This is a genomic window from Nocardioides sp., assembly GCF_030655615.1.
Classification (GTDB): Bacteria; Actinomycetota; Actinomycetes; order Propionibacteriales; family Nocardioidaceae; genus Nocardioides.
The window spans coordinates 1-22,021 of record NZ_JAURVJ010000095.1 but is presented as its reverse complement, the minus strand read 5'-3'; the positions used below and the strand labels follow the sequence as shown (position 1 = coordinate 22,021).

At 71.3% G+C, this 22,021-nt stretch carries 18 protein-coding genes and 1 pseudogene; 16 read left to right on the top strand and 3 right to left on the bottom strand.

What is annotated here, in order from left to right; genetic code table 11:
* Positions 1-428: 428 nt before the first annotated feature.
* Positions 429-1,409 carry a magnesium/cobalt transporter CorA gene (gene corA, locus Q7T52_RS07995; RefSeq protein ID WP_304801190.1) on the bottom strand — a complete coding sequence of 327 codons (981 nt, stop codon included), beginning with the start codon at positions 1,407-1,409 and terminating at the stop codon, positions 429-431.
* A 44-nt stretch (positions 1,410-1,453) separates the two neighbouring features.
* Between corA and Q7T52_RS07990 the strand changes: the two genes are divergently transcribed.
* Genes Q7T52_RS07990 through Q7T52_RS07970 form a run of 5 tightly spaced genes read left to right on the top strand, consistent with a single transcriptional unit; the run spans position 1,454 to position 5,352 of the window.
* Complete coding sequence (locus Q7T52_RS07990; protein WP_304801188.1) at positions 1,454-2,182, top strand: histidine phosphatase family protein; 729 nt, start codon at positions 1,454-1,456, stop codon at positions 2,180-2,182.
* 13 nt (positions 2,183-2,195) lie between these two features.
* On the top strand, positions 2,196-2,777 hold the full coding sequence (locus tag Q7T52_RS07985) for a DUF3090 domain-containing protein (protein ID WP_304801185.1): 582 nt from the start codon (positions 2,196-2,198) through the stop codon (positions 2,775-2,777).
* A gap of 18 nt (positions 2,778-2,795) precedes the next feature.
* Positions 2,796-3,539, top strand: coding sequence for an SCO1664 family protein (locus Q7T52_RS07980; protein WP_304801183.1), 744 nt, complete (start codon positions 2,796-2,798; stop codon positions 3,537-3,539).
* Positions 3,540-3,574: 35 nt separating this feature from the next.
* Positions 3,575-4,819: a cysteine--1-D-myo-inosityl 2-amino-2-deoxy-alpha-D-glucopyranoside ligase gene (mshC, locus tag Q7T52_RS07975; protein WP_304801180.1), complete on the top strand. Its 1,245-nt coding sequence runs from the start codon at positions 3,575-3,577 to the stop codon at positions 4,817-4,819.
* A complete protein-coding gene (locus Q7T52_RS07970) occupies positions 4,816-5,352 on the top strand; it encodes a hypothetical protein (protein ID WP_304801177.1) in 537 nt (178 codons plus the stop codon). Before mshC ends, Q7T52_RS07970 begins: the two co-directional genes overlap by 4 nt.
* Positions 5,353-5,784: 432 nt before the next feature.
* Here the strand turns inward: Q7T52_RS07970 and Q7T52_RS07965 are convergent, their stop codons facing one another.
* Entirely contained in the window at positions 5,785-6,657 is an 873-nt protein-coding gene (locus Q7T52_RS07965; RefSeq protein ID WP_304801176.1) for a PAC2 family protein, read from the bottom strand.
* A 145-nt stretch (positions 6,658-6,802) separates the two neighbouring features.
* Between Q7T52_RS07965 and metH the strand changes: the two genes are divergently transcribed.
* The 7 genes from metH to Q7T52_RS07930 all read left to right on the top strand — a co-directional run bounded on the left by metH (position 6,803) and on the right by Q7T52_RS07930 (position 17,544).
* Positions 6,803-10,549, top strand: coding sequence for a methionine synthase (metH, locus tag Q7T52_RS07960; protein ID WP_304801173.1), 3,747 nt, complete (start codon positions 6,803-6,805; stop codon positions 10,547-10,549).
* A 4-nt stretch (positions 10,550-10,553) separates the two neighbouring features.
* On the top strand, positions 10,554-11,219 hold the full coding sequence (locus Q7T52_RS07955) for an HAD family phosphatase (RefSeq protein ID WP_304801172.1): 666 nt from the start codon (positions 10,554-10,556) through the stop codon (positions 11,217-11,219).
* A gap of 174 nt (positions 11,220-11,393) precedes the next feature.
* Complete coding sequence (locus Q7T52_RS07950; RefSeq protein WP_304801171.1) at positions 11,394-13,025, top strand: ABC transporter substrate-binding protein; 1,632 nt, start codon at positions 11,394-11,396, stop codon at positions 13,023-13,025.
* 107 nt (positions 13,026-13,132) lie between these two features.
* Positions 13,133-14,170 (top strand): ABC transporter permease, encoded by a 1,038-nt coding sequence (locus tag Q7T52_RS07945; protein ID WP_304801169.1) that lies wholly within the window; start codon positions 13,133-13,135, stop codon positions 14,168-14,170.
* Positions 14,170-15,135 (top strand): ABC transporter permease, encoded by a 966-nt coding sequence (locus Q7T52_RS07940; RefSeq protein ID WP_304801168.1) that lies wholly within the window; start codon positions 14,170-14,172, stop codon positions 15,133-15,135. The genes Q7T52_RS07945 and Q7T52_RS07940 overlap by 1 nt, the downstream gene beginning before the upstream one ends.
* Positions 15,132-16,208, top strand: a complete 1,077-nt coding sequence (locus Q7T52_RS07935) for an ABC transporter ATP-binding protein (RefSeq protein WP_304801167.1) — start codon at positions 15,132-15,134, stop codon at positions 16,206-16,208. Before Q7T52_RS07940 ends, Q7T52_RS07935 begins: the two co-directional genes overlap by 4 nt.
* Positions 16,192-17,544, top strand: a complete 1,353-nt coding sequence (locus tag Q7T52_RS07930) for an ABC transporter ATP-binding protein (RefSeq protein ID WP_304801166.1) — start codon at positions 16,192-16,194, stop codon at positions 17,542-17,544. The genes Q7T52_RS07935 and Q7T52_RS07930 overlap by 17 nt, the downstream gene beginning before the upstream one ends.
* Here Q7T52_RS07930 and Q7T52_RS07925 read toward each other — a convergent pair.
* Positions 17,466-18,422 (bottom strand): PD-(D/E)XK nuclease family protein, encoded by a 957-nt coding sequence (locus Q7T52_RS07925; protein ID WP_304801164.1) that lies wholly within the window; start codon positions 18,420-18,422, stop codon positions 17,466-17,468. The two genes, Q7T52_RS07930 and Q7T52_RS07925, sit on opposite strands and share 79 nt — an antisense overlap.
* Before the next feature lie 40 nt (positions 18,423-18,462).
* On the opposite strand from Q7T52_RS07925, the gene Q7T52_RS07920 reads away from it, so the two are divergent.
* The 4 genes and pseudogenes from Q7T52_RS07920 to Q7T52_RS07905 form a co-directional block, all read left to right on the top strand.
* Positions 18,463-19,554, top strand: coding sequence for a hypothetical protein (locus tag Q7T52_RS07920; RefSeq protein ID WP_304801162.1), 1,092 nt, complete (start codon positions 18,463-18,465; stop codon positions 19,552-19,554).
* Positions 19,555-19,572: 18 nt separating this feature from the next.
* Positions 19,573-20,574: a tRNA (adenine-N1)-methyltransferase gene (locus Q7T52_RS07915; RefSeq protein ID WP_304801160.1), complete on the top strand. Its 1,002-nt coding sequence runs from the start codon at positions 19,573-19,575 to the stop codon at positions 20,572-20,574.
* The gene (locus tag Q7T52_RS07910; RefSeq protein ID WP_304801158.1) at positions 20,571-21,308 is read left to right on the top strand and encodes a glutamine amidotransferase; all 738 of its coding nucleotides are present in this window, start codon (positions 20,571-20,573) and stop codon (positions 21,306-21,308) included. Before Q7T52_RS07915 ends, Q7T52_RS07910 begins: the two co-directional genes overlap by 4 nt.
* 136 nt (positions 21,309-21,444) lie before the next feature.
* Positions 21,445-22,021 (top strand): annotated as a pseudogene (locus Q7T52_RS07905) (proteasome ATPase); the annotation flags it as partial.

Here is a 22,021-nt window from a genome sequence, read left to right as displayed (position 1 = left end):
GCCGTCGCCTGCGCGGCCACCCGACCCGGCGGTGCGTGAGCCACCGTTCCGGCCGATCCGAACCACCATTTCAGTGGCTGACGCACCGCCGGCCCGGGCCGGCAAGCCCGCGAGGTGGAGTTCTATGACGAATCTCCCGGTTCTGTGCCGAAGCTTCGTACAAGAACCGGGAGAAACGTCAGACCAGTGTGACCAGTGGGACACATGAGGGCTGTCCGCGCCGGACGAGGGCGCGGCGGAGCCCGCCCTTGTCTGCGCCATCAAGCATCCCGGGAGAGGCTCGCTGTCAAGGATCGCGCAGCGACCGCGCAGCGGCGCCGAAGGCGTCCTTGACAGGGAGGCCCGGGATGCTAAGCGCGCGGACAGCCCGACCCCGGATGCCCCAAGACCAGCAAGGACCGTGCCAGCCACCCGCCATACGGAACGACCTACAACCACCCAGACCGCTTGAAGAACCAGAACAACACCCCCGAGCTGCCGAACATGAGCAGCAGCGCGAAGGCGTAGCCGTACTGCCAGGCGAGCTCGGGCATGTGCTCGAAGTTCATGCCGTAGACGCCGGCGATGAGGGTGGGCACGACGACGATGGCGGCGCCGGCGGAGATCTTGCGCATGTCGTCGTTCTGCTGGACCGAGATCGAGGCGAGGTGGGCGTCGAAGGCGCCCGACAGGAGCGTGTCGAGGGTGTCGACGACCTCGGCGGCCTGGGTGAGGTGGTCGACGACGTCGCGGTAGAACGGCGCAGCATCGGCGTCGACGCCGGGGACGAGGCCCGAGGAGAAGCGGCGCATCGGCTCGCGGAGCGGCAGCACGGCTCGGCGTACCTCGGCGATCTCGCGCTTGAGCGTGTAGATGCGGGCCGAGTCCTTGGTGCGCTCGTTGGAGAACACCGAGGCCTCGACCTCGTCGACGTCCTCCTGCAGGTCCTCGACGACCTCGAGGTAGGCGTCGACCACGGTGTCGCAGACGGCGTAGACGACGGCGGACGGCCCGTGGGTGAGCACGTTGGCGGTGTCCTCGAGGTACTTGCGGGCCGTCTGCAGCTGGGAACCGCGGCCGTGACGGACCGTGATCACGAAGTCGTGGCCGACGAACATGTTGATCTCGCCGGTCTCGACGGCGTCGTCCTCGTCGACGTACCAGAGCGTCTTGAGCACCAGGAAGAGGCTGTCGCCGTAGAGCTCGAGCTTGGGCCGCTGGTGGGCCTTGAACGCGTCCTCGACGGCGAGGTCGTGGAGGCCGAACGCCTCGGCGACCTCGCTCAGCTCGTGCTCGCTGGGCTGGTAGAGGCCGAGCCAGACGAAGCCGTCCTGCTCGGCCGCGGCCGCGCGCAGCTTGCCGTAGTCGTGCACGTGGCAGTCCACGGACACGCGCTGCCCGCCCTTGTAGACGGCACTGTCGACGATCACGCCGGTCACGCTAGTCGCTGGGGGACCCCACTAGGTTGAAGGACATGGCAACCGTGATCCTCGTCCGCCACGGCCGTACGACGGCCAACGCGTCGGGCACCCTGGCCGGGCGGCTGCCCGGCGTCCGGCTCGACGAGGTCGGCACCGGCCAGGCGCAGCGCACGGGGGAGCGGCTGGCCGTCGTACCGCTGGCGGCCATCGTGAGCAGCCCGCTCGAACGCTGCCGGCAGACGGCCAGGGCGCTCGTCGCCGCGCGGGAGGCGGCGCCCAAGGTCGTCACCGAGAAGGGCATCAGCGAGTGCGACTACGGCGAGTGGCAGGGCCGCCCGCTGCGCGAGCTCGCCAAGGAGCCGCTCTGGAAGGTCGTGCAGGCGCAGCCGTCAGCCGTCGCGTTCCCCGGGGGCGAGACGATGGCGACGATGCAGGCCCGCGCCGTGGCCGCCGTACGACGCCACGACGCCGCGATCGAGGCCGAGCACGGCGCCTCGGCCGTGTGGGTCGCGGTGAGCCACGGCGACATCATCAAGTCGATCCTGGCCGACGCGCTCGGCATGCACCTCGACCTGTTTCAGCGCATCAACGTCGACCCGGCGTCGGTGTCGATCATCCGCTACACCGGCACGCGCCCCTACGTGCTCGCGACCAACACCCACGCCGGCGACCTGTCGTGGCTCGTGCCTCCGCCGCCGAAGAAGTCGCGGAGCCGCCGTAGCACGGCCGCTGCGGACGACGCCCCCGTCGGGGGTGGCGCGGGCCCTTCGGTGCGGTCATAGGGTGGGCGACGACATGCCGATCATCCACGCCTTCGACCCGCCGGAACGCTTCGTCACCGGCACCGTCGGCGAGCCCGGCGCCCGCACCTTCTTCCTCCAGGCCCGCACCGGCGTCCGCGTGACTTCGGTGGCGCTGGAGAAGCAGCAGGTGGCCGCCCTCGCCGAGCGCATCGACGAGCTCCTCGACGAGGTCATGTCCACGCAGACGTCGACCGTCGTGCCGGCGGTCGCCCCGCTCGGCCTCGAGGACAGCGCACCGCTCGAGCAGCCGATCGAGGAGGAGTTCCGCGCGGGCACCATGACGCTCTCCTGGGACCCCGGCGACGAGCGCGTCGTCATCGAGGTCTTCCCGTTCATGGAGGCCGCGGTCGTCGCGCCCGACCAGGTCGACGAGGACCTCGAGGAGCCTGAGCCCGACGAGGTGCTCCTCGTCCGCATCTCACCGGCCGCCGCGCGCTCGTTCGTCCAGCGCGCCGAGCAGGTGCTCGAGGCCGGTCGCCCCGGGTGCCCCTTCTGCGGCAACCCCATCGACCCCGAGGGTCACCTCTGCGTGCGCGCCAACGGGTTCCGGCGCCGCGACCCGCAGGCTCCCTGAGGCGCGGGTACGACGCACGTGGGTGAGCTGGAGCTGCGCGGGCGGATCATGCCCGCGTCCAACGCGACCTTCCTCGGCGAGCTCGACGGCACCAAGGTCGTCTACAAGCCGATCCGCGGCGAGCGGCCGCTCTGGGACTTCCCCGACGGCACCCTGGCGGGACGCGAGGTGGCGGCCCACGCCGTCTCGGTCGCGACCGGGTGGGACGTCGTACCGCGGACCTGGCTGGGGGAGGGCCCCCACGGCACCGGGATGCTGCAGGAGTGGAAGGAGCCCGACCCCGACCAGGAGGCCGTGACGCTCATCCGCAGCGGCACCGTGCCCGACGGGATGCTCCCGGTCTTCGAGGGCCTTGACGACCACGACCGCGACGTGACCCTCGTGCACGAGGACTCCGCCCCGCTGCGCCGGATGGCCGTCTTCGACGTCATCACCAACAACGCCGACCGCAAGGGCGGCCACGTCCTCGAGATGACCGACGGCCACCGCTACGGCGTCGACCACGGGCTGACCTTCCACCACGAGACCAAGCTCCGCACGGTGCTGTGGGGCTGGCACGGCTACGCCCTCGATGACGAGCACGTCACCGGGGTCGAGAAGGTGCTGGCCGCCCTCGCCGGCCCGCTGGGGGACACCCTCGCCGACCACCTCACCGACCTCGAGATCGACACGTTCTCGCGGCGGTGCCGTCGACTCCTCGACCGGGGCGTGATGCCGGTACCTCGCGGCGAGTGGCCCCAGATTCCCTGGCCGCCCTTCTGAAGGGTCCGCACGACGGACTCACTACAGTTCGCCCCATGCGTTCTTGGTCCGGCCCGGAGGTCCCCACCCTGCCCGTGACGGGCCCCCCGGTGGTGCTCCACGACACCGCCAGCGACGGACCGGTGACGGTCACGCCCACGGGTGACGGGCCGGCACGGATGTACGTCTGCGGCATCACGCCCTACGACGCCACCCACCTGGGCCACGCGGCGACCTACGTCGGCATGGACCTGCTCCACCGCGCCTGGCGCAGCGCGGGCCACGACGTGCTCTACGTGCAGAACGTCACCGACGTCGACGACCCGCTGCTCGAGCGGGCGACCAAGGTCAAGGTCGACTGGGTCGAGCTGGCCGAGCGCGAGACCGAGCTGTTCCGCCAGGACATGCAGGCGCTGCGCGTGCTGCCGCCCGACCACTACATCGGCGCAGTCGAGTCGATCCCGCTGGCCGTGCAGATGATCGAGGCGCTCGACGCCGCCGGCGCGATCTACCAGGTCGAGACCGACCTCTACCACTCCGTCACCGCCGACCCGGCGTTCGGCGACGAGTCCGGCTACGACCGCGAGACGATGCTGCGCCTCTTCGGCGAGCGCGGCGGCGACCCCGACCGCCCCGGCAAGCGCGACCCCCTCGACTGCGTGGTGTGGCGCGGCGAGCGCGAGGGCGAGCCGTCGTGGCCCAGCCCGTTCGGTCCCGGTCGCCCGGGCTGGCACATCGAGTGCGCCGCGATCGCCCGCCACCACCTCGGCGGGGCGTTCGAGGTGCAGGGCGGTGGCAGCGACCTGGTGTTCCCGCACCACGAGATGTGCGCCGGTCACGCCCAGGTCGTCGAGCCCGGCACTCCGTTCGCGCAGGTCTACAGCCACGCGGGCATGGTCGGCTACGACGGCGAGAAGATGTCGAAGTCGCGCGGCAACCTCGTCTTCGTCTCGGCCCTGCGCAACAGCGACATCGACCCGATGGCCATCCGCCTCTCGCTGCTCCGCCACCACTTCCGCAGCGACTGGGAGTGGGTCGACGCCGAGCTCTTCGACGCCGTCGACGACGTCGCCCGCTGGCGCAAGGCCGTCGCGCTCGGTGCCGGCGCCCCCTCGGCCCCGGTGGTCGAGGAGGTCCTCGCCGCCCTGGCCGACGACCTCGACGCGCCCCGCGCGGTCGCCGCGGTCGACGCCTGGGTCTCCGCGACACTCGGCACCGACGGCCTCGCCGACAACTCCGACCCCGACGCCGCGGTCGCCATCCACACCCTCGTCGACGCCGCCCTCGGCATCGACCTTTGAGCCAGCGGCTCGACCGGCTCGCAGGCCGCTACGGGCGGCCCATCGACGTGCACCGCGCGCAGGCGCGGGTCTCGGCCTACGTCTACGGCAACATCCTGGTGCTCGCCGCGGTCGTCGCCGAGACGCCGCACGCCGTCGAGGAGGGCCACGCGGCCTTCCTCGTGGTGGCGACGACGGTCACGACCTTCCTCGCCCACGTGCTCGCCCACGCCGTCGGCGGCGTGGTCGGGCAGGACCTCACGACACCGAGGCCCCGGGGCGCCGGTCGGGAGGACCTGCGCGACGCGCAGCCGATCCTGTCGTCGGGCGTCCTGCCGGCCGCCATCCTCGCGGCCGCCTGGCTGCTGGAGCTCAAGCCCGAGCTCGCGCTCGTCCTCGCCAGCGTGACCGTCGTGCTCCGCCTCGCCGGCATGGGCCTCGTCGTCGCCCGCCTCAGCGGACGCGCCCCCGCCCCGCGCCAGCTCTACGCCGGCATCCTCCTGGCGGCCGTCAGCGTCGTGGTCGTGGCCCTCAAGGTCACCCTGACCCACTGATCCACCACCGGCAGCCGAGTCGGCGCACATATACGCCGACTCGCGGTTCTCCACAGGGCCCACCCACGACGCCGAGTCGGCGCGGATGCTCAGTCCCTGCGCCGACTCGCGCGTTCCCGACTGCGACTCTGCGCCGACTCGCGGGTTCCTGACTGCAACTCTGCGCCGACTCGCAGTTGGTGGACTGACATCACTGCCGAGTCGGCGCCTATATTCGCCGACTCGCGGTTCTCCACAGGGTCCACCCACGACGCCGAGTCGGCGCGGATGCTCAGTCTCTGCGCCGACTCGCGCGTTCCCGACTGCAACTCTGCGCCGACTCGCGCGTTCCCGACTGCAACTCTGCGCCGACTCGCGCGTTCCCGACTGCAACTCTGCGCCGACTCGCGCGTTCCTGACTGCAACTCTGCGCCGACTCGCGGATCTACGGGGTCAGAGGCCGGGGGAGCCGGCGGGGCCGGGCTCGTCGCCGCGGCGCTTGAGGTAGCGCTCGAACTCGCGGGCGATGGCCTCGCCGGAGGCCTCGGGGAGGTCGGCGGTGTCGCGGGTCTCCTCGAGCGACCGGACGTAGTCGGCGACGTCCTCGTCCTCCTCGGCCAGCTCGTCGACGCCGCGCTCCCAGGCGCGGGCGTCCTCGGGGAGGTCGCCGAGGGGGATCGAGACCTCGAGGAGGTTCTCGAGCTGGCCCAGCAGCGCGAGCGTGGCCTTGGGGCACGGGGGCTGGGCGACGTAGTGGGGGACCGCCGCCCAGTAGGACACCGCGGGCACGTCGAGGCGCACGCAGGCGTCCTGGAAGACCCCGACGATGCCGGTCGGGCCCTCGTAGGTCGACTGCTCGAGCTTGAGCCGGTCGACCAGCTCGGGCTCGGTGGCCGTCCCGGTGACGGGGATCGGGCGGGTGTGAGGGGTGTCGGCGAGCAGCGCGCCCAGGGTGACGACGAGCTCACCGCCCAGCTCGTCGCATGCGGCCAGCAGCTCGGCGCAGAACTGGCGCCACTTCATGTTGGGCTCGATGCCCCGGATGAGGATGACGTCGCGGTCGAGGTCGGGCGGGGACGCCACGGCGATCTGGGTCGTGGGCCACGTCAGGCGGCGGTGCCCCAGCTCGTCGGTCGACACCATCGGCCGGTTGACCTGGAAGTCGTAGAAGTCCTCGGGGTCGATCGACCCCACGACCCGGGCGTTCCAGACGAGCATCAGGTGGTCGATGACCGAGGAAGCGGCGTCAGCGGCGTCGTTCCAGCCCTCGAACGCCGCGATGACCAGCGGGTCCACGAGGTCAGGTGTCTCCTCGATCTCGATCACCAGGGAAGCCTAGCGAGCCGACCGCTGTTCAATCACAGGTGCCGCGATTTCGCGCCGCCGACCCGCGATGTCAGGATTTGAGAACCCTGTCCGCGTCGTGGACACGCGTTCCTACGCTTGGACACGGACCCGAGAAGGAGTCACCTTGCCCGACCTGCGCCCCGACGCCACCGACGAGCTCACCACGCTCCTGCGCGAACGGATCGTCGTGCTCGACGGCGCGATGGGCACCGCGATCCAGCGCGACCGCCCCTCCGAGGCCGGCTACCGCGGCGACCGCTTCGCCGACTGGCCGAGCGACCTGCAGGGCAACAACGACCTCCTGACGCTGACCCAGCCCGACATCATCGGCGGCATCCACCGCGAGTACCTCGAGGCCGGCGCCGACATCATCGAGACCAACACCTTCAACGCCAACCGGGTCTCGCTGTCCGACTACGGCATGGAGGAGCTCGGCTACGAGCTCAACTTCGAGGCCGCCAAGCTCGCCCGCTCCATCTGCGACGAGGTCACCGAGGCCACCGGCCGCAAGCGCTACGTCGGCGGGGCGCTCGGTCCCACGACCCGCACCGCCAGCATCAGCCCCGACGTCAACGACCCCGGCGCCCGCAACGTGTCCTGGGACCAGCTGGTCGCGGCCTACCTCGAGGCGGCCAACGGCCTGGTCGACGGCGGGTCCGACCTGATCTTCATCGAGACGATCTTCGACACCCTCAACGCCAAGGCCGCGATCTTCGCGGTCGAGACGCTCTTCGAGGAGCGCGGCCGCCGGTGGCCGGTCATCATCTCGGGCACCATCACCGATGCCTCCGGCCGCACCCTGAGCGGGCAGGTCACCGAGGCCTTCTGGGACTCCGTGCGCCACGCCCGCCCGCTGGCCGTCGGCCTCAACTGCGCGCTCGGCGCCAAGGACATGCGTCCCTACATCGCCGAGATGAGCCGGATCGCCGACACCTTCGTGTCGTGCTACCCCAACGCCGGACTGCCCAACGCCTTCGGTGAGTACGACGAGGCGCCCGACGAGACCGCCGCCATGCTGGCGGAGTTCGCCGAGGCCGGGTTCGTCAACCTCGCCGGCGGGTGCTGCGGCACCACGCCCGACCACATCAAGGCCATCGCCGGCGCCGTCGCCGACAAGACGCGCCGCGAGCCGACCGTCGTCGAGCCGGCCATGCGCCTCTCGGGCCTCGAGCCGTTCACCATCGACGACGACAGCCTCTTCGTCAACGTCGGCGAGCGCACCAACATCACCGGCTCGGCCAAGTTCCGCAACCTGATCAAGGACGGCGACTACGACACCGCGCTCGCGGTCGCCCTGCAGCAGGTCGAGAACGGCGCCCAGGTCATCGACGTCAACATGGACGAGGGGATGATCGACGGCGTCGCGGCCATGGACCGCTTCACCAAGCTCATCGCCAGCGAGCCCGACATCAGCCGGGTCCCGATCATGGTCGACTCCTCCAAGTGGGAGGTGATCGAGGCCGGCCTCAAGAACGTCCAGGGCAAGGCCATCGTCAACTCCATCTCCATGAAGGAGGGTGAGGACAAGTTCCGCGAGCAGGCGACCCTCGTCAAGAAGTACGGCGCCGCCGCGGTCGTCATGGCCTTCGACGAGGACGGCCAGGCCGACAACCTCGAGCGCCGCAAGGCCATCTGCGAGCGGGCCTACCGGATCCTGGTCGACGAGGTCGGCTTCCCGGCCGAGGACATCATCTTCGACCCCAACGTCTTCGCCGTCGCCACGGGCATCGAGGAGCACGCGTCCTACGGACTCGACTTCATCGAGGCGACCCGCTGGATCAAGGCCAACCTGCCCGGCGCCAAGATCTCCGGCGGCATCTCCAACGTCAGCTTCTCGTTCCGCGGCAACAACCCGGTGCGCGAGGCCATCCACGCCGTCTTCCTCTTCCACGCGATCGAGGCCGGCCTCGACATGGGCATCGTCAACGCCGGCGCCCTCGTCGTCTACGACCAGGTCGAGCCCGAGCTGCGCGAGCGGATCGAGGACGTCGTCCTCAACCGCCGACCCGACGCGGCCGAGCGCCTGCTCGAGGTCGCCGAGGCGCACAACAAGAAGGGCGAGGCCGTCGAGGCCGCGACCGAGGAGTGGCGCGAGCTGCCCGTCGGCGAGCGGATCACCCACGCCCTGGTCAAGGGCATCGACGCCCACGTCGAGTCCGACACCGAGGAGCTGCGCCAGCTCATCTCCGACCGCGGCGGCCGCCCCATCGAGGTCATCGAGGGTCCGCTGATGGACGGCATGAACGTCGTCGGCGACCTGTTCGGTGCCGGCAAGATGTTCCTCCCGCAGGTCGTGAAGTCGGCCCGCGTGATGAAGAAGGCCGTCGCCTACCTCATCCCCTACATCGAGCAGGAGAAGGCCGACTTCGTCGCCGCCGGCGGCGTCGCCTCCAGCGACAAGGAGACCAACGGCACGATCGTCATGGCCACGGTCAAGGGCGACGTCCACGACATCGGCAAGAACATCGTCGGCGTCGTCCTGCAGTGCAACAACTACGAGGTCATCGACCTCGGCGTGATGGTGCCCGCGCAGAAGATCCTCGACACGGCGGCCGAGGTCGGCGCCGACATCATCGGCCTGTCCGGGCTGATCACCCCGAGCCTCGACGAGATGGTCACCCTCGCCACCGAGATGCAGCGCCAGGGCCTCACGATCCCGCTGCTCATCGGCGGCGCGACGACCTCTCGCGCCCACACGGCCGTCAAGGTCGATCCCAAGTACGACGGCCCCGTGGTCTGGGTCAAGGACGCCTCCCGCTCGGTGCCCACCGCGGCCGCGCTGCTCCACGAGACCAAGCGCGCGACGCTGATGGCCGACGTCAAGGTCGACTACGACGCCCTGCGCGCCCGTCACGCCAACAAGGGCGACCGCAAGCTGGTCTCCTACGACAAGGCCCGCGCCGACGCCACCCCGGTCGACTGGTCGACCTACACGCCGCCGGCGCCGAAGCAGCCGGGCATCCACGTGCTCGACGACTACGACATCGGCGAGCTGCGCGACTACATCGACTGGCAGCCGTTCTTCAACGCCTGGGAGATGAAGGGCAAGTTCCCCGACATCCTCAACAACCCGACGTCGGGCGAGACCGCGCGCAAGCTCTACGACGACGCGCAGGCGATGCTCGACCGGATCATCGACGAGAAGTGGCTGACGGCCAAGGGTGTCTACGGCTTCCTGCCCGCTGCCGGCGACCCCGACAACGTCGACGACACCCTCGTCTACACCGACGACTCGCGCAGCGAGGTCCGGACGACGCTCCACCACCTGCGCCAGCAGGGCGAGCACCGCGACGGCATCCCGCACAAGTCGCTCGCCGACTACGTCGCCCCGGCCGACTCCGGCCTGGCCGACCACGTGGGCGGCTTCGCCGTCACCGCCGGCATCGGGCTGCCCGAGCGGGTCAAGGCGTTCAAGGACGACCTCGACGACTACAACGCGATCCTCATCGAGTCGCTGGCCGACCGGCTCGCCGAGGCGTTCGCCGAGCGCCTCCACCAGCGGGTGCGCACCGAGTTCTGGGGCCACGTCTCCGACGAGACGCTCTCCAACGAGGACCTCATCCGGGAGAAGTACGAGGGCATCCGCCCGGCCCCCGGTTACCCCGCCTGCCCCGACCACACCGAGAAGCTGACCCTCTGGGACCTCCTCGACGTCGAGGCCGCCACGGGCATCACGCTCACCGAGTCGATGGCCATGTGGCCCGGCGCGTCGGTCTCGGGCTGGTACTTCAGCCACCCCGACTCGCAGTACTTCGTCGTCGGCCGCCTCGGGCGCGACCAGGTGGCGTCCTACGCCGAGCGCAAGGGCTGGACCCTGGCCGAGACCGAGCGGTGGCTCTCGCCCAACCTGGGCTACGAGCCCGAGGACTGAGCGGGTGGCGCTGGACCGGTGGCCCGCGGCCGTGCTGTGGGACATGGACGGCACGCTCGTCGACACCGAGCCCTACTGGATCGGCACCGAGTACGCCCTCGCCGAGGAGTACGGCGGCACGTGGAGCCAGGACCTCGCCATGGAGCTGGTCGGCAACGACCTGCTCTCGTCGGGACGGTTCATCCAGGAGCACATGCCGCTGCCGCTGAGCCCCGAGGAGATCGTGGAGCGGCTGCTCGACGGCGTCGTCGCCCAGGTCGAGCGCGAGGTGCCGTGGCGCCCGGGCGCTCGTGAGCTGCTCGCCGACCTGCGCCGCCACGACGTGGCGTGCGCCCTGGTCACGATGTCCTACCAGCGGTTCGTCGCCCCGATCCTCGAGGTGCTCCCGGCCGGGAGCTTCCAGGTCGTCGTGACCGGCGACCAGGTCAGCCGCGGCAAGCCCGACCCCGAGCCCTACCTCCACGCCGCGAGGCTGCTCGGGGTCGACCCCGCCGACTGCCTGGCCATCGAGGACTCCAACACCGGCACCCGGTCGGCCGAGGCCGCCGGGTGCACCGTGCTGGTCGTGCCGCACCACGTGCCGGTCGGGCCGGGGGAGCGGCGGGTCTTCGCCGAGTCGCTCGTCGGGCTCGACGCCGCCGACGTGGCGTCCTACCTCCTGCCCGCCTAGGCCGGCCGAGGCCGCCGCCCGCAAGATCGGCGCCCCCGGGCCGTGCCGGGAACAGATCGTTGCAAGATCGCGACCAAGCACGCCACGACCTGCATGGTGCCTGCGTGGATCCGGCGGTAGGTTGCGGGCCACCGGACCCTCGCTTGGAGGGTCCCGAACACCGAGGTGAACCCCTTGCGCCACACCACGCTCACCGTGTTGGGTACCGGTGTCCTGCTGACCGCCCTCGCCGCCTGTGGCGGGGACGACGGCGGGTCGTCGGGCAACGCGAACCCCGAGAACAGCAACGCGCCCTCCGACGCCGGCAGCAGCCAGCCCTGGATCCTGGGCACGACCGACCCGATCGTCTCCATCGACCCGGCCGGTGCCTACGACATCGGTTCGTGGAACCTCCAGTACTCCATCTACGAGCAGCTGCTGGTGATCCCGGCCGGCGGCGACGCCCCGGAGGCCGACGCCGCCGACTCGTGCGACTACGACGACCCGCAGACGGTCACGTGCAAGCTCCGCCCGGACAACAAGTTCTCCAACGGCCACGACCTCACGTCCTCCGACGTCGTGTTCTCGTTCGAGCGCAACATCGCCATCGCCGACCCCAACGGCGCCTCGTCGCTCCTGGGCTCGCTGCTCGACCCCGACGCCGAGACCCCGACCCTGGCCGAGGGCGCCATCGAGGCCCCCGACGACACCACGGTCGTGTTCAACCTGACCAAGCCCGACCAGACCTTCGTCAAGGTGCTCACCACCGCCGCGACGTCGATCGTCGACGAGGAGGTCTTCCCGGCCGACAAGCTCCTCGACAGCGCCGAGGTCGTCGGCTCGGGTCCCTACACGCTGAGCGACTACAAGGTCGAGCAGCAGGCGTCCCTCGAGGCCAACCCCGAATACCTCGGGACGCGCTCGGGCAAGGCCAACCAGGTCATCGTCAAGCTCTACAAGGAGCCCAGCGCGCTCCGCGCCGACATCGGCACCTCCAAGGTCGACGTCGCGTGGCGCACCCTGAGCGCCGTCGACCTCGCCGACCTCGGCAAGACCGACGGTCTCACCGTGCTCAACGGTGAGGGCTCGGAGTTCCGCTACTGGGTCTTCAACACCGCGACGGCCACGGGCAAGCAGCTCGCCGTCCGCCAGGCGGTCGCCAACATCATCGACCGCGACGAGATCACCACCGACGTCTACGACGGCACCACCAAGCCGGCGTACTCCCTGGTGCCCCCGGGCTTCGCCGGCCAGAAGGACTCGTTCTCCGAGGCCTACGGCACGGCCCCCGACCTCGCCGCCGCCGAGCAGCTGCTCACCGACGCCAAGATCGCCACGCCGGTCAAGCTCACCCTCGGTGTGCCGCCGGACAAGTACGGCGACGCCGCGGTCCAGGAGACCAACACGTTCAAGGAGCAGCTGGACGCCAGCGGCCTCTTCGACGTGACCGTGGTCGAGGACCCCTACGAGGAGTACAAGGAGAACTACCGCGAGGGCGCCTACGACCTCTACATGCTCGGTTGGTACCCCGACTTCCTCGACGCCGACAACTACCTGTCGCCGTTCGTCCGCGACGGTGGCTTCTTCGCCAACGGCTACTCCAACGACGAGGTCAACTCGCTGCTCGACGAGGAGCTCGCCGGCACCGACGAGGCCACCCGCTCCGAGGCGTTCGGCAAGCTGCAGGACATCATCGCCCGCGACGTGCCGGTCCTGCCGTCCTGGAACGGCAAGAACGTCGCCGTCTCCACCGAGCCGATGACGGGGGTCGAGGAGACGCTCGACCCGACGTACATCTTCCGGATCTGGGACATCACCAAGAAGTGACGTCCGACTGAGTGGCGGGGCGGGCGCCGATCGGCGCCCGCTCCGCCCTCGCTCTGTCCGCCCCCGGAAGAACCGCCCCCGGAAGAACCGCCCGCAGAAGGAGTCTCGTGGCCTCGTCGTCGTCCGGCTCGTTGCCCCGCTACATCGCGGTCCGGCTGCTGCTCGTCATCCCGTTGATCTGGGTGCTGCTCAGCGTCGTGTTCCTGCTGCTGCGCGTGGCCCCCGGTGACCCGGTCAGCGCGGCCGGTGGCGACCGGCTCGACGCCGACACCCTCGCCCAGCGGCGCGAGGCGGCCGGTCTCGACCGGTCCCTGTTCGCGCAGTACCTCAGCTATCTCGGCGACGTCGCCAAGTTCGACTTCGGCAGCACGTTCCGCACCCAGACGCCGGTGCTCGAGATCGTGCGCGACTTCGGTGGCGCCACCCTGACGCTCACCCTCGGCGCGTTCCTGATCGCGCTGCTCATCGGACTCCCGCTGGGCCGGCTCGCCGGCCGCTTCCGCGACACCCCGCTCGACGTCGGCATCCGCCTCTACGGCGTCGTCAGCTATGCCGCGCCGCTGTTCTGGGTCGGCATCCTGCTCGTCGTGCTGGTCAACAAGCTCGACCCGACCTGGCCGACCAACGGCATCGCCGACCCGTTCATCCTGGCGACGTCCGACACCTACACCAAGACCCACATCTTCCTGCTCGACACCCTCATCGCCGGTGACACCGACGCCTTCACCGACGTGCTCAAGCACCACCTGCTGCCCTGCTTGACGCTCGGCATCCTGCTGTCGGGCGTCATCGTCCGGCTCGTGCGGATCAACGTCATCCAGGCCCTCAAGGGCGACTACGTCGAGGCAGCCCGTGCCCGTGGCATCCCCGAGGGCCGCGTCGTGCGCAAGCACGCGTTCCGCAACGCCCTGGTGCCGGTCATCACCGTCATCGGCCTCCAGGTCGCGCTGACCATGTCGGGCGCGGTGCTGACGGAGAGCACCTTCGGGTGGCCCGGCATCGGCACCCAGCTGCTCAAGTACATCGGCGAGCGCGACTACATCGCCGTCCAGGGGATCGTGACGTTCTTCGCGGTGATCGTCGTCCTGACCAGCGTCGTCGTCGACGTCGTCAACGCGGTCGTCGACCCGCGAGTGAGGTACTGATGAAGCTCTGGCGAACCATCTGGAACACCAAGGGCGTCGGCCGCTGGGCCCTGCTCATCGGCCTCGCGCTCACGCTCGTGTTCGTCGTCTTCGCGATCTTCGCCCCGGTCATCGCGCCCTACGACTTCGCGCAGACCCGGGTCGACGGGGTCAAGTTCCCCAAGGTCGCCCACCCCGGCGGCGACTACCTGTTCGGCACCAGCGGCGACTTCTACGACGTCTTCTCACGCGTCGTGTGGGGCTCGCGCACGGCCCTCGAGGTCATCATCCTGTCGGTGATCTTCGCCGGCGTGATCGGCGTGCCGCTCGGCCTGCTGTCGGGCTTCATCGGCGGCAAGGTCGACAAGCTGCTCGTCTTCTTCATGGACGCGCTCTACTCGTTCCCCTCGCTGCTGCTGGCGATCGTCTTCGCGTTCCTGCTGCGCGACAAGGTCGGTGGGGGCGTGGTCTCCGCCGCCCTCTCGCTCACCGCGATCTACATCCCGCAGTACTTCCGCGTCGTGCGCAACACGACGGTGTCCGCCCGCGAGGCGACCTACGTCGAGGCCGCCCGCGCCATCGGGGCCGGGCCGTTCACCATCATGCGCAAGTACCTCTTCGCCAACGTCGTCCAGTCGGTCCCGGTGATCGCGACCCTCAACGCCGCCGACGCGCTCGGCACGCTGGCCGCGCTCGGGTTCCTCGGCCTCGGCATCCAGCCGACCGAGGCGGCCGAGTGGGGCTACGACATCCAGGTCGGGCTGTCCTACGCCCAGGGCGGCGTCTGGTGGCCGTCGCTGTTCCCGGCCATGGCGATCATCCTGCTCATCACGGCCCTCACCTTCGTCGGCGAGGGCCTCAACGAGACCGTCAACCCGGCGCTGCGGCGCCGCCGGATGAAGACCGTCACCTTCCCCGACCGTACGGTCGTCGCGGGCGGCACCGACGTGACGGCCGACGTCGCAGCAGAGGGGAAGAACTCGTGAGCTTCGACCTGGTGGAGGGCGGCGGGCCGGCCCGGACCGCGTCCGGTCCCGTGATCGAGGCCGACGACCTGCGGGTCTGGTACGCCGGCCCGACGGGACCGGTCAAGGCCGTCGACGGCGTGACGTTCTCGCTGCGTCCCGGCGAGATCCTCGGCCTGGTCGGCGAGTCCGGCTGCGGCAAGTCGACCCTCGGTCGCGGGCTGCTCGGCCTGCTGCCCGACGGCGCCGCCCGCGACGGCGCCCTGCGCTTCCGCGGCGACGACATGCTCACCCTGCGCCGCAAGGAGCAGTACCAGCTGCGCGGCAGCCAGCTCGGGATGATCTTCCAGGAGCCGCTGACCCGCCTCAACCCGCTGATGCGGATCTCCGACCACTTCTCCGAGACGCTCAAGACCCACGAGAAGGGCCTGTCCAAGCGCGAGATCGAGGAGCGCTCGCTCGAGGCGCTGCGGGTCATGGGCATCCCCCCGACCCGCTTCAAGGCCTACCCGCACGAGTTCTCCGGCGGCATGCGCCAACGGCTGATGATCGCGCTCGCCCTCGTGCTCCGGCCGGCGTTCGTGGTGGCCGACGAGCCGACCACCGCGCTCGACGTGCTCGTCGAGGCCCAGATCATCCGGATCCTCCACGACCTGCGCGAGACCTACGAGACGTCGCTGCTCCTCATCACCCACAACCTCGGCATCGTCGCCGAGGCCTGTGACCGCGTGGCGGTGATGTACGCCGGCAAGATCGTCGAGATCGGACCCGCCCGAGAGGTCTTCGCCAACCCCCAGCACAGCTACACCCGCGAGCTGCTCCGCTCGACGATCTCGCTGAGCACGACGGGCCTCAACTTCATCGACGGCGCCCCGCCCGACCTGAGCGACCCGCCGTCCGGGTGCCACTTCCACCCGCGCTGCCCCGACGCGATGGCGGTCTGCGCCACGCGGGACCCGGTCGACCGCGAGCTGCCCGCCGGCACCCGCGTCGCGTGCTGGGCCTCCGACCTGCGCCACGGCACCGTCACCCTGAGCGAGTCCGAGCGCGCACCCCTGCAGAAGGAGGAGATCGCCCTTGCTGACGAAGCGTGATCCCACGGCACGACCCGGTCCCGTCATCGAGACCGAGAACCTCGAGGTCCACTTCCAGCTCCAGGGCGGCGCCCTCGCGCGGGTGTTCGGCCTCAAGGCCCGACGGGTAAAGGCCCTCGACGGCGTCAACATCGCGCTCCAACGTGGAGAGGTGCTCGGCCTCGTCGGTGAGTCCGGCAGCGGCAAGACCACGCTGGGTCGGGCCCTCCTCGGCCTGGTCCCCTCGACCGACGGCCGGATCGTCTACCACGCCCCCGACGGGCCACGGCAGGTCTCCGAGATGCGCGGGCGCGAGCTCCGCCAGCTGCGCACCGACCTGCAGATGGTCTTCCAGGACCCCAGCGCCGCCCTCAACCCGTCGATGACGATCGCGGAGGCCGTCGGCCACCCGTTGGTGATCCACAAGATCGCCAAGGGTGCCGAGCTGCGGCGCCGGGTCAACGAGTCCCTCGAGCGGGTCGGCCTCGCCCCCGTCGAGCGCTTCGCCAACAAGTACCCCTCCGACCTGTCGGGCGGGCAGAAGCAGCGCGCCGTCATCGCGCGGGCAATCATCCTCGACCCCGAGGTGCTGGTCGCCGACGAGCCGATCTCGATGCTCGACATGAGCGTGCGGGCCAAGATCCTGCAGCTGATGCTCGACCTCAAGAACGACCTCGGGCTGTCCTACCTCTACATCACGCACGACCTCGCCAGCGCGAAGTACTTCTGCGACCGGATCGCGATCATGTACCTCGGCCGCATCGTCGAGATCGGCCCGACCGCCGAGATCTTCGCCAACCCGCGCCACCCCTACACCAAGGCGCTGCTCAAGGCGATCCCCGAACCCGACCCGACCCGGATGGTGCCGCGCGACCTGCCGCGCGGCGAGATCCCCGATGCCGCCGAGCCGCCGCTGGGCTGCTCGTTCCACCCGCGCTGCTCCGAGGCCGTCGCCGAGTGCGGCTGGGAGTCGCGCGACCTGCGCGTCGTCCTCGAGCAGCACTGGACCCGCCGCTCGGCCGACTACGACGCCGAGCGCAAGCTGGTCGGCGACCTCGACAAGCTCGACAGGCCCGAGACCACGGCGACGCTGGGGGCCGGTGATCCCGAGCGGACGCTCGCGCTGCTCGACAAGGTCCGCGCCGAGAACCCCGACGAGCCGCTGTGGAAGGGCGTGCGGTCGCTGGAGTCGGACGGGCGGGCCGTGCAGATCAGCTTCGAGGAGGGCGTCGACCCGGCGCTGCGGCGCGCCGGCGGGGTCGAGGTCGCGTGCGTGCTCTATCCCGACGAGGGCGCGGGCGCCGGTGCGACCGGCGCCGCCGGTGGGACGACGGCGGGGTCCGACGGATCGGGCTGATCCCGCTCCGTCGTCGGGAGGGGCAGGGGCGGCGGGGTGCCGCCCCAGGCCGGGCACAGGGCCTGGTGGGCGCACCAGCCGCACAGCGCGCTGCGGCGGGGCTGCCAGTCGCCGGTCTGCTCGGCGTACCGGATGGCCCGCCAGACGGCCTCGACCTTGCGCTCGGTGGCGAGCAGGTCCTGCTCGTCGGGCTCGTAGGTGATGAGCTCGCTGCTGCCGAGGTAGATCAGCCGCAGCACCTGGGGCACGACGCCCCGGGTGCGCCACAGGACCAGGGCGTAGAAGCGCAGCTGGAAGAGCGCGCGGGCCTCGAAGCCCTCGGCAGGCGACTTCCCCGTCTTGTAGTCGTTGAGTCTCAGGGCGCCGTCGGGCGCCTCGTCGACGCGGTCGACGAACCCGCGCAGCAGCAGCTTGGAATCGAGCAGCGCCTCGACGTAGAGCTCGCGCTCGGCGGGCTCGAGGCGGGTGGGATCCTCGAGGTCGAAGTAGCGGCGCACGGACGAGCGGCACGACGCGAGCCACTCGACGACGTCGGCGCCCTCGGCGCCGAACATCAGCCCGGCCTCGGGATAGTCGGCCAGGACCTGCTCCCACACCGGCTGGACCATCGCCTCGGCCTGGACCGGGGTGCGCTCGGTCGCCGGCAGGTCGAAGAGGTCCTCGAGGACCTGGTGGACCACCGTGCCGCGCACGGCGTCGACCGACGGCGGCTCGGGCAGCCGGTCGACGGTGCGAAAGCGGTAGAGCAGCGGACAGCTGAGGAAGTCGGACGCCCGGCTGGGGGAGAGGGCCCCGAGGACGTCGACGCCGTCGACCTTGGTCGAGACGCGCTCGGCCGGGGTCTCCTCGGCCGGTGCGTCCTGGATGTCGGTGCCCACGCCGTCAGGGTAGGCGGGGCCGCCGACATAGGCTGCGCCCGTGGCCCGCGACGACGTCCCCGGCGGCGTCCCGGGGCCCTGGGTCGTGCGGGCCGGCCGGATCGGCGGCACGGAGATCCAGGTGTCGGCGTCGTGCCTGGTCCTGGTCGTGCTCCTCGCGGTCGCCTTCGCCCCGCGGGCCGAGGCCCTCGTGCCCGGGCTGGGCGCCCGGGCCTGGGTGGCCGGTGCCGCGGTGGGCGTCCTCGTCTACGTCGCGGCGCTGGTCCACGAGCTCGCCCACGCGGCCGTCGCCCACCGCCACCGGCACCGGGTGCCGTGGATCCGGCTCGGCATCGCCGGCGGCCAGACCAGCGTGCGCGGGGAGTCGCGGACGCCGGGCGAGGAGGCCGCGACCGCCGTCGCCGGCCCGCTCGTCTCCCTCGTGGTGGGGCTGGTGGCCCTGCTCCTCCGGGTGCTGGTCGACGACGGGGTGCCCGCCCTCGTGCTCGAGGCCGTCCTGGTCGCCAACCTCCTCATCGGGCTGATCGACCTGGTGCCGGCCCGGCCCCTCGACGGCGGCCGGATGGTGCACGCCGCGGCGTGGTGGGTCCTCGGCTCGCGCCACCGCGGCGCGATCGCCGCGGCCCGGATCAGCCGCGGGGTGGCGGTCACGCTGCTGCTCGTCCCGGTGCTCTGGGCGCCCGTCACCGGCGACCGGCCGCGCCTGTCGGTCTGGGTGGTCTGCCTCGGCGTCGCCGTGATGATCTGGGGCTCCTCGTCCGAGGCCTTCGCCCGGTCGCGGCTGGCGGCGGAGCGCGACCCGGTCGGCCACCTTGTCCGCCCGGTGCTCGTCCTGGCGGCCGACGCTCCCATGGACGACGCCCGCCGCCGGGCCGCGGCCGAGGGAGCGGCCGGGATCGTCGTGGTCGACGGGCACGGCCGACCGGTCGCGCTGGTCGCCGACGTCGCGGCCGGGGCGCCCGCGGAGCCGGTCGACCCGGGCACCCTCCTGCCGGTCGACTGCACGGCGGACCAGGTGATCGGGGCCATGATGACGGCGCCGACGGCGGCGTACGTCGTCGTCGACGCGACCGGCGCCCCCGTCGGCCTGGTCCGGGTCGCCGACGTCCAGGACGTGGGGGACAGGCGCTGATCCCGGTACGGTTCCGCGGTGCACGAGAACCAGCAGCAAGACCCCGCCGAGGTCGGTGACGCGACGTCGCCCGACGTCCCGACCGACGCGTGGTCGGGCGTCCACCGCGGCCCTCTCCGCGCCGGCGAGTGGGTGCGCCTGGTCGACGCCAAGGGCCGGCGCCACAACATCGCGCTCGAGCCCGGCAAGCGCTTCTTCTCCAACCGCGGGCACCTCGAGCACGACGAGATGATCGGTCGTGAGGAGGGGTTCACCGTCACGGCCTCCACCGGTGGCGAGTACCTGGTCTTCCGGCCCCTGCTGTCGGAGTTCGTCGTCTCGATGCCACGCGGCGCGGCCGTGGTCTATCCCAAGGACGCCGCCCAGATCGTCGCGATGGCCGACATCTTCCCGGGCGCCGACGTGGTCGAGGCCGGCGTCGGGTCCGGGGCCCTGACCTGCTCGCTGCTGCGCGCGGTCGGCCCGCACGGCCGCGTGACGTCGTACGAACGGCGCGAGGAGTTCGCCGAGGTCGCGCACAAGAACGTCCGGCAGTTCTTCGGCGGCGAGCACCCCGCGTGGGACCTGCGGCTCGGCGACCTGGCCGAGTCGCTGCCGGCGTCGGGGGAGCGGTGCGACCGCATCATCCTCGACATGCTGGCGCCCTGGGAGTGTCTCGACGCGGCGGCCGACGCCCTGCGCCCGGGCGGCATCGTGTGCGCCTACGTCGCCACGACCACCCAGCTGTCGCGCTTCACCGAGACCGTCCGCGTGCACGGCGGCTTCACCGATCCGCAGGCCTGGGAGTCGCTGGTCCGCGACTGGCACGTCGAGGGCCTCGCGGTCCGGCCCGGCCACAAGATGATCGGCCACACGGCGTTCCTCGTGACCGCGCGCCGGATGGCGCCCGGGCAGCAGGCGCCGCGCAAGACCCGCCGTCCGGCGCCCGGCGCCTACGGCGCCGACTACACCGGCCCCCGCCCGGCCGACGTGCTGCCCGAGCCGCCCGCCGACGTGTTCGTGGAGGAGCCCGAGCGGTGAGGCCGTTCCTGCTGCTCTCGATCCGCTCCGAGCAGGCAGCCGCCGACGACGAGCACGCGGCGTTCGCCCGGTTCCTGGGGGTCGAGCAGGACGAGGTCCACCGACGCCTCCTCGGCGTCGACGACGTCGGCGACGTGGCGAGCCGGCTCGACGACTGGTCCGGGGTCCTGCTCGGTGGCGGTTCGTTCACGTGGTCCGACGACGCCGCGACCAAGTCCGCCGCCCAGCTGCGTGCCGAGGCCGACCTGGTGCTGGTGCTCGACGCCGTGGTCGAGGCCGACTTCCCGTTCCTCGGCGCCTGCTACGGCATCGGCACCCTCGGCGGGCACCAGGGCGGCCTGGTCGACCGCGCGTTCCCCGAGCCCGTCGGACCGCTGTCGGTCACGACGACCGAGGCCGGCCGGGCCGACCCGCTGTTCGCCGGCGTACCCGCCCACTTCGCGGCGTACGGCGGGCACAAGGAGGCGCTGACCAGGCCACCGGCCCACGCCGTCGTCCTGGCGACGTCGGAGGCGTGCCCGGTGCAGGCCTTCCGCGTCGGCGAGCACGTCTACGCCACGCAGTTCCACCCCGAGCTCGACCTGGCCGGCCTGCACACGCGGATCGACACCTATGCGACCCACGGCTACTTCGACCCGTCGGAGGCCGACACCCTCCGGGCGGCCGGCGCCGCGGTCGAGGTGGCGCACCCGATGACGCTGCTCCGCAACTTCGCCCGGCGCTACCGCCGCTGACCGCGAACGGCTCCTGGGACCTCGGGGTGACCCGGTCCGGACCAGACGGTGACAAGAATGTGACCGACACCGGTCGGGATGCCACTTCCGTGCAACGTTGGCGCGGGTAGGGTCGATCAGACAGGAGGTGAGCCGAATGTCGATGAATGACGGTTCCAGCACGGGTGGACGCAACGCGGACGAGCTGGTGGCACAGGTGCGGTTCCTGGAGGCCGAGGTCGGTGACCTGCGGCGCCGGTTGTCCGACGGCCCGGTGTCCTCGCGAGGTCTCGAGCTGAGGCTCGCCGACACGCAGCGGTCGCTGGCGGCGGTGACGTCGCAGAACGAGCGGCTCGCCCAGACGCTGCGCGAGGCGCGCGACCAGATCACCAAGCTCAAGGAGGAGGTCGACCGGCTCGCGCAGCCGCCGGCCGGCTTCGGCACCTTCCTGACGCGCAACGACGACGACTCGGTCGACGTGTTCACCGGCGGCCGCAAGCTGCGGGTCAACGTCAGCCCCGGGGTCGAGCTCGACTCGCTGCAGCGTGGCCAGGAGGTCATGCTCAACGAGGCGCTCAACGTCGTGGGCGCGATGGAGTTCGAGCAGGTCGGCGAGGTCGTGATGTTCAAGGAGGTGCTCGCCGACGGCGACCGCGTCCTGGTCATCGCCAACGCCGACGAGGAGCGCGTCGTGCGCATCGCCGAGCCGCTGCGCTCGGTCAAGCTGCGCGCCG

Bases quoted from the DNA above. Each gene is read 5' to 3' on its own strand.
- Q7T52_RS07985 (WP_304801185.1), top strand. From the start codon at position 2,196: ATGCCGATCATCCACGCCTTCGACCCGCCGGAACGCTTCGTCACCGGC.
- Q7T52_RS07940 (WP_304801168.1), top strand. From the start codon at position 14,170: ATGAAGCTCTGGCGAACCATCTGGAACACCAAGGGCGTCGGCCGCTGG.
- Q7T52_RS07990 (WP_304801188.1), top strand. From the start codon at position 1,454: ATGGCAACCGTGATCCTCGTCCGCCACGGCCGTACGACGGCCAACGCG.
- mshC (WP_304801180.1), top strand. From the start codon at position 3,575: ATGCGTTCTTGGTCCGGCCCGGAGGTCCCCACCCTGCCCGTGACGGGC.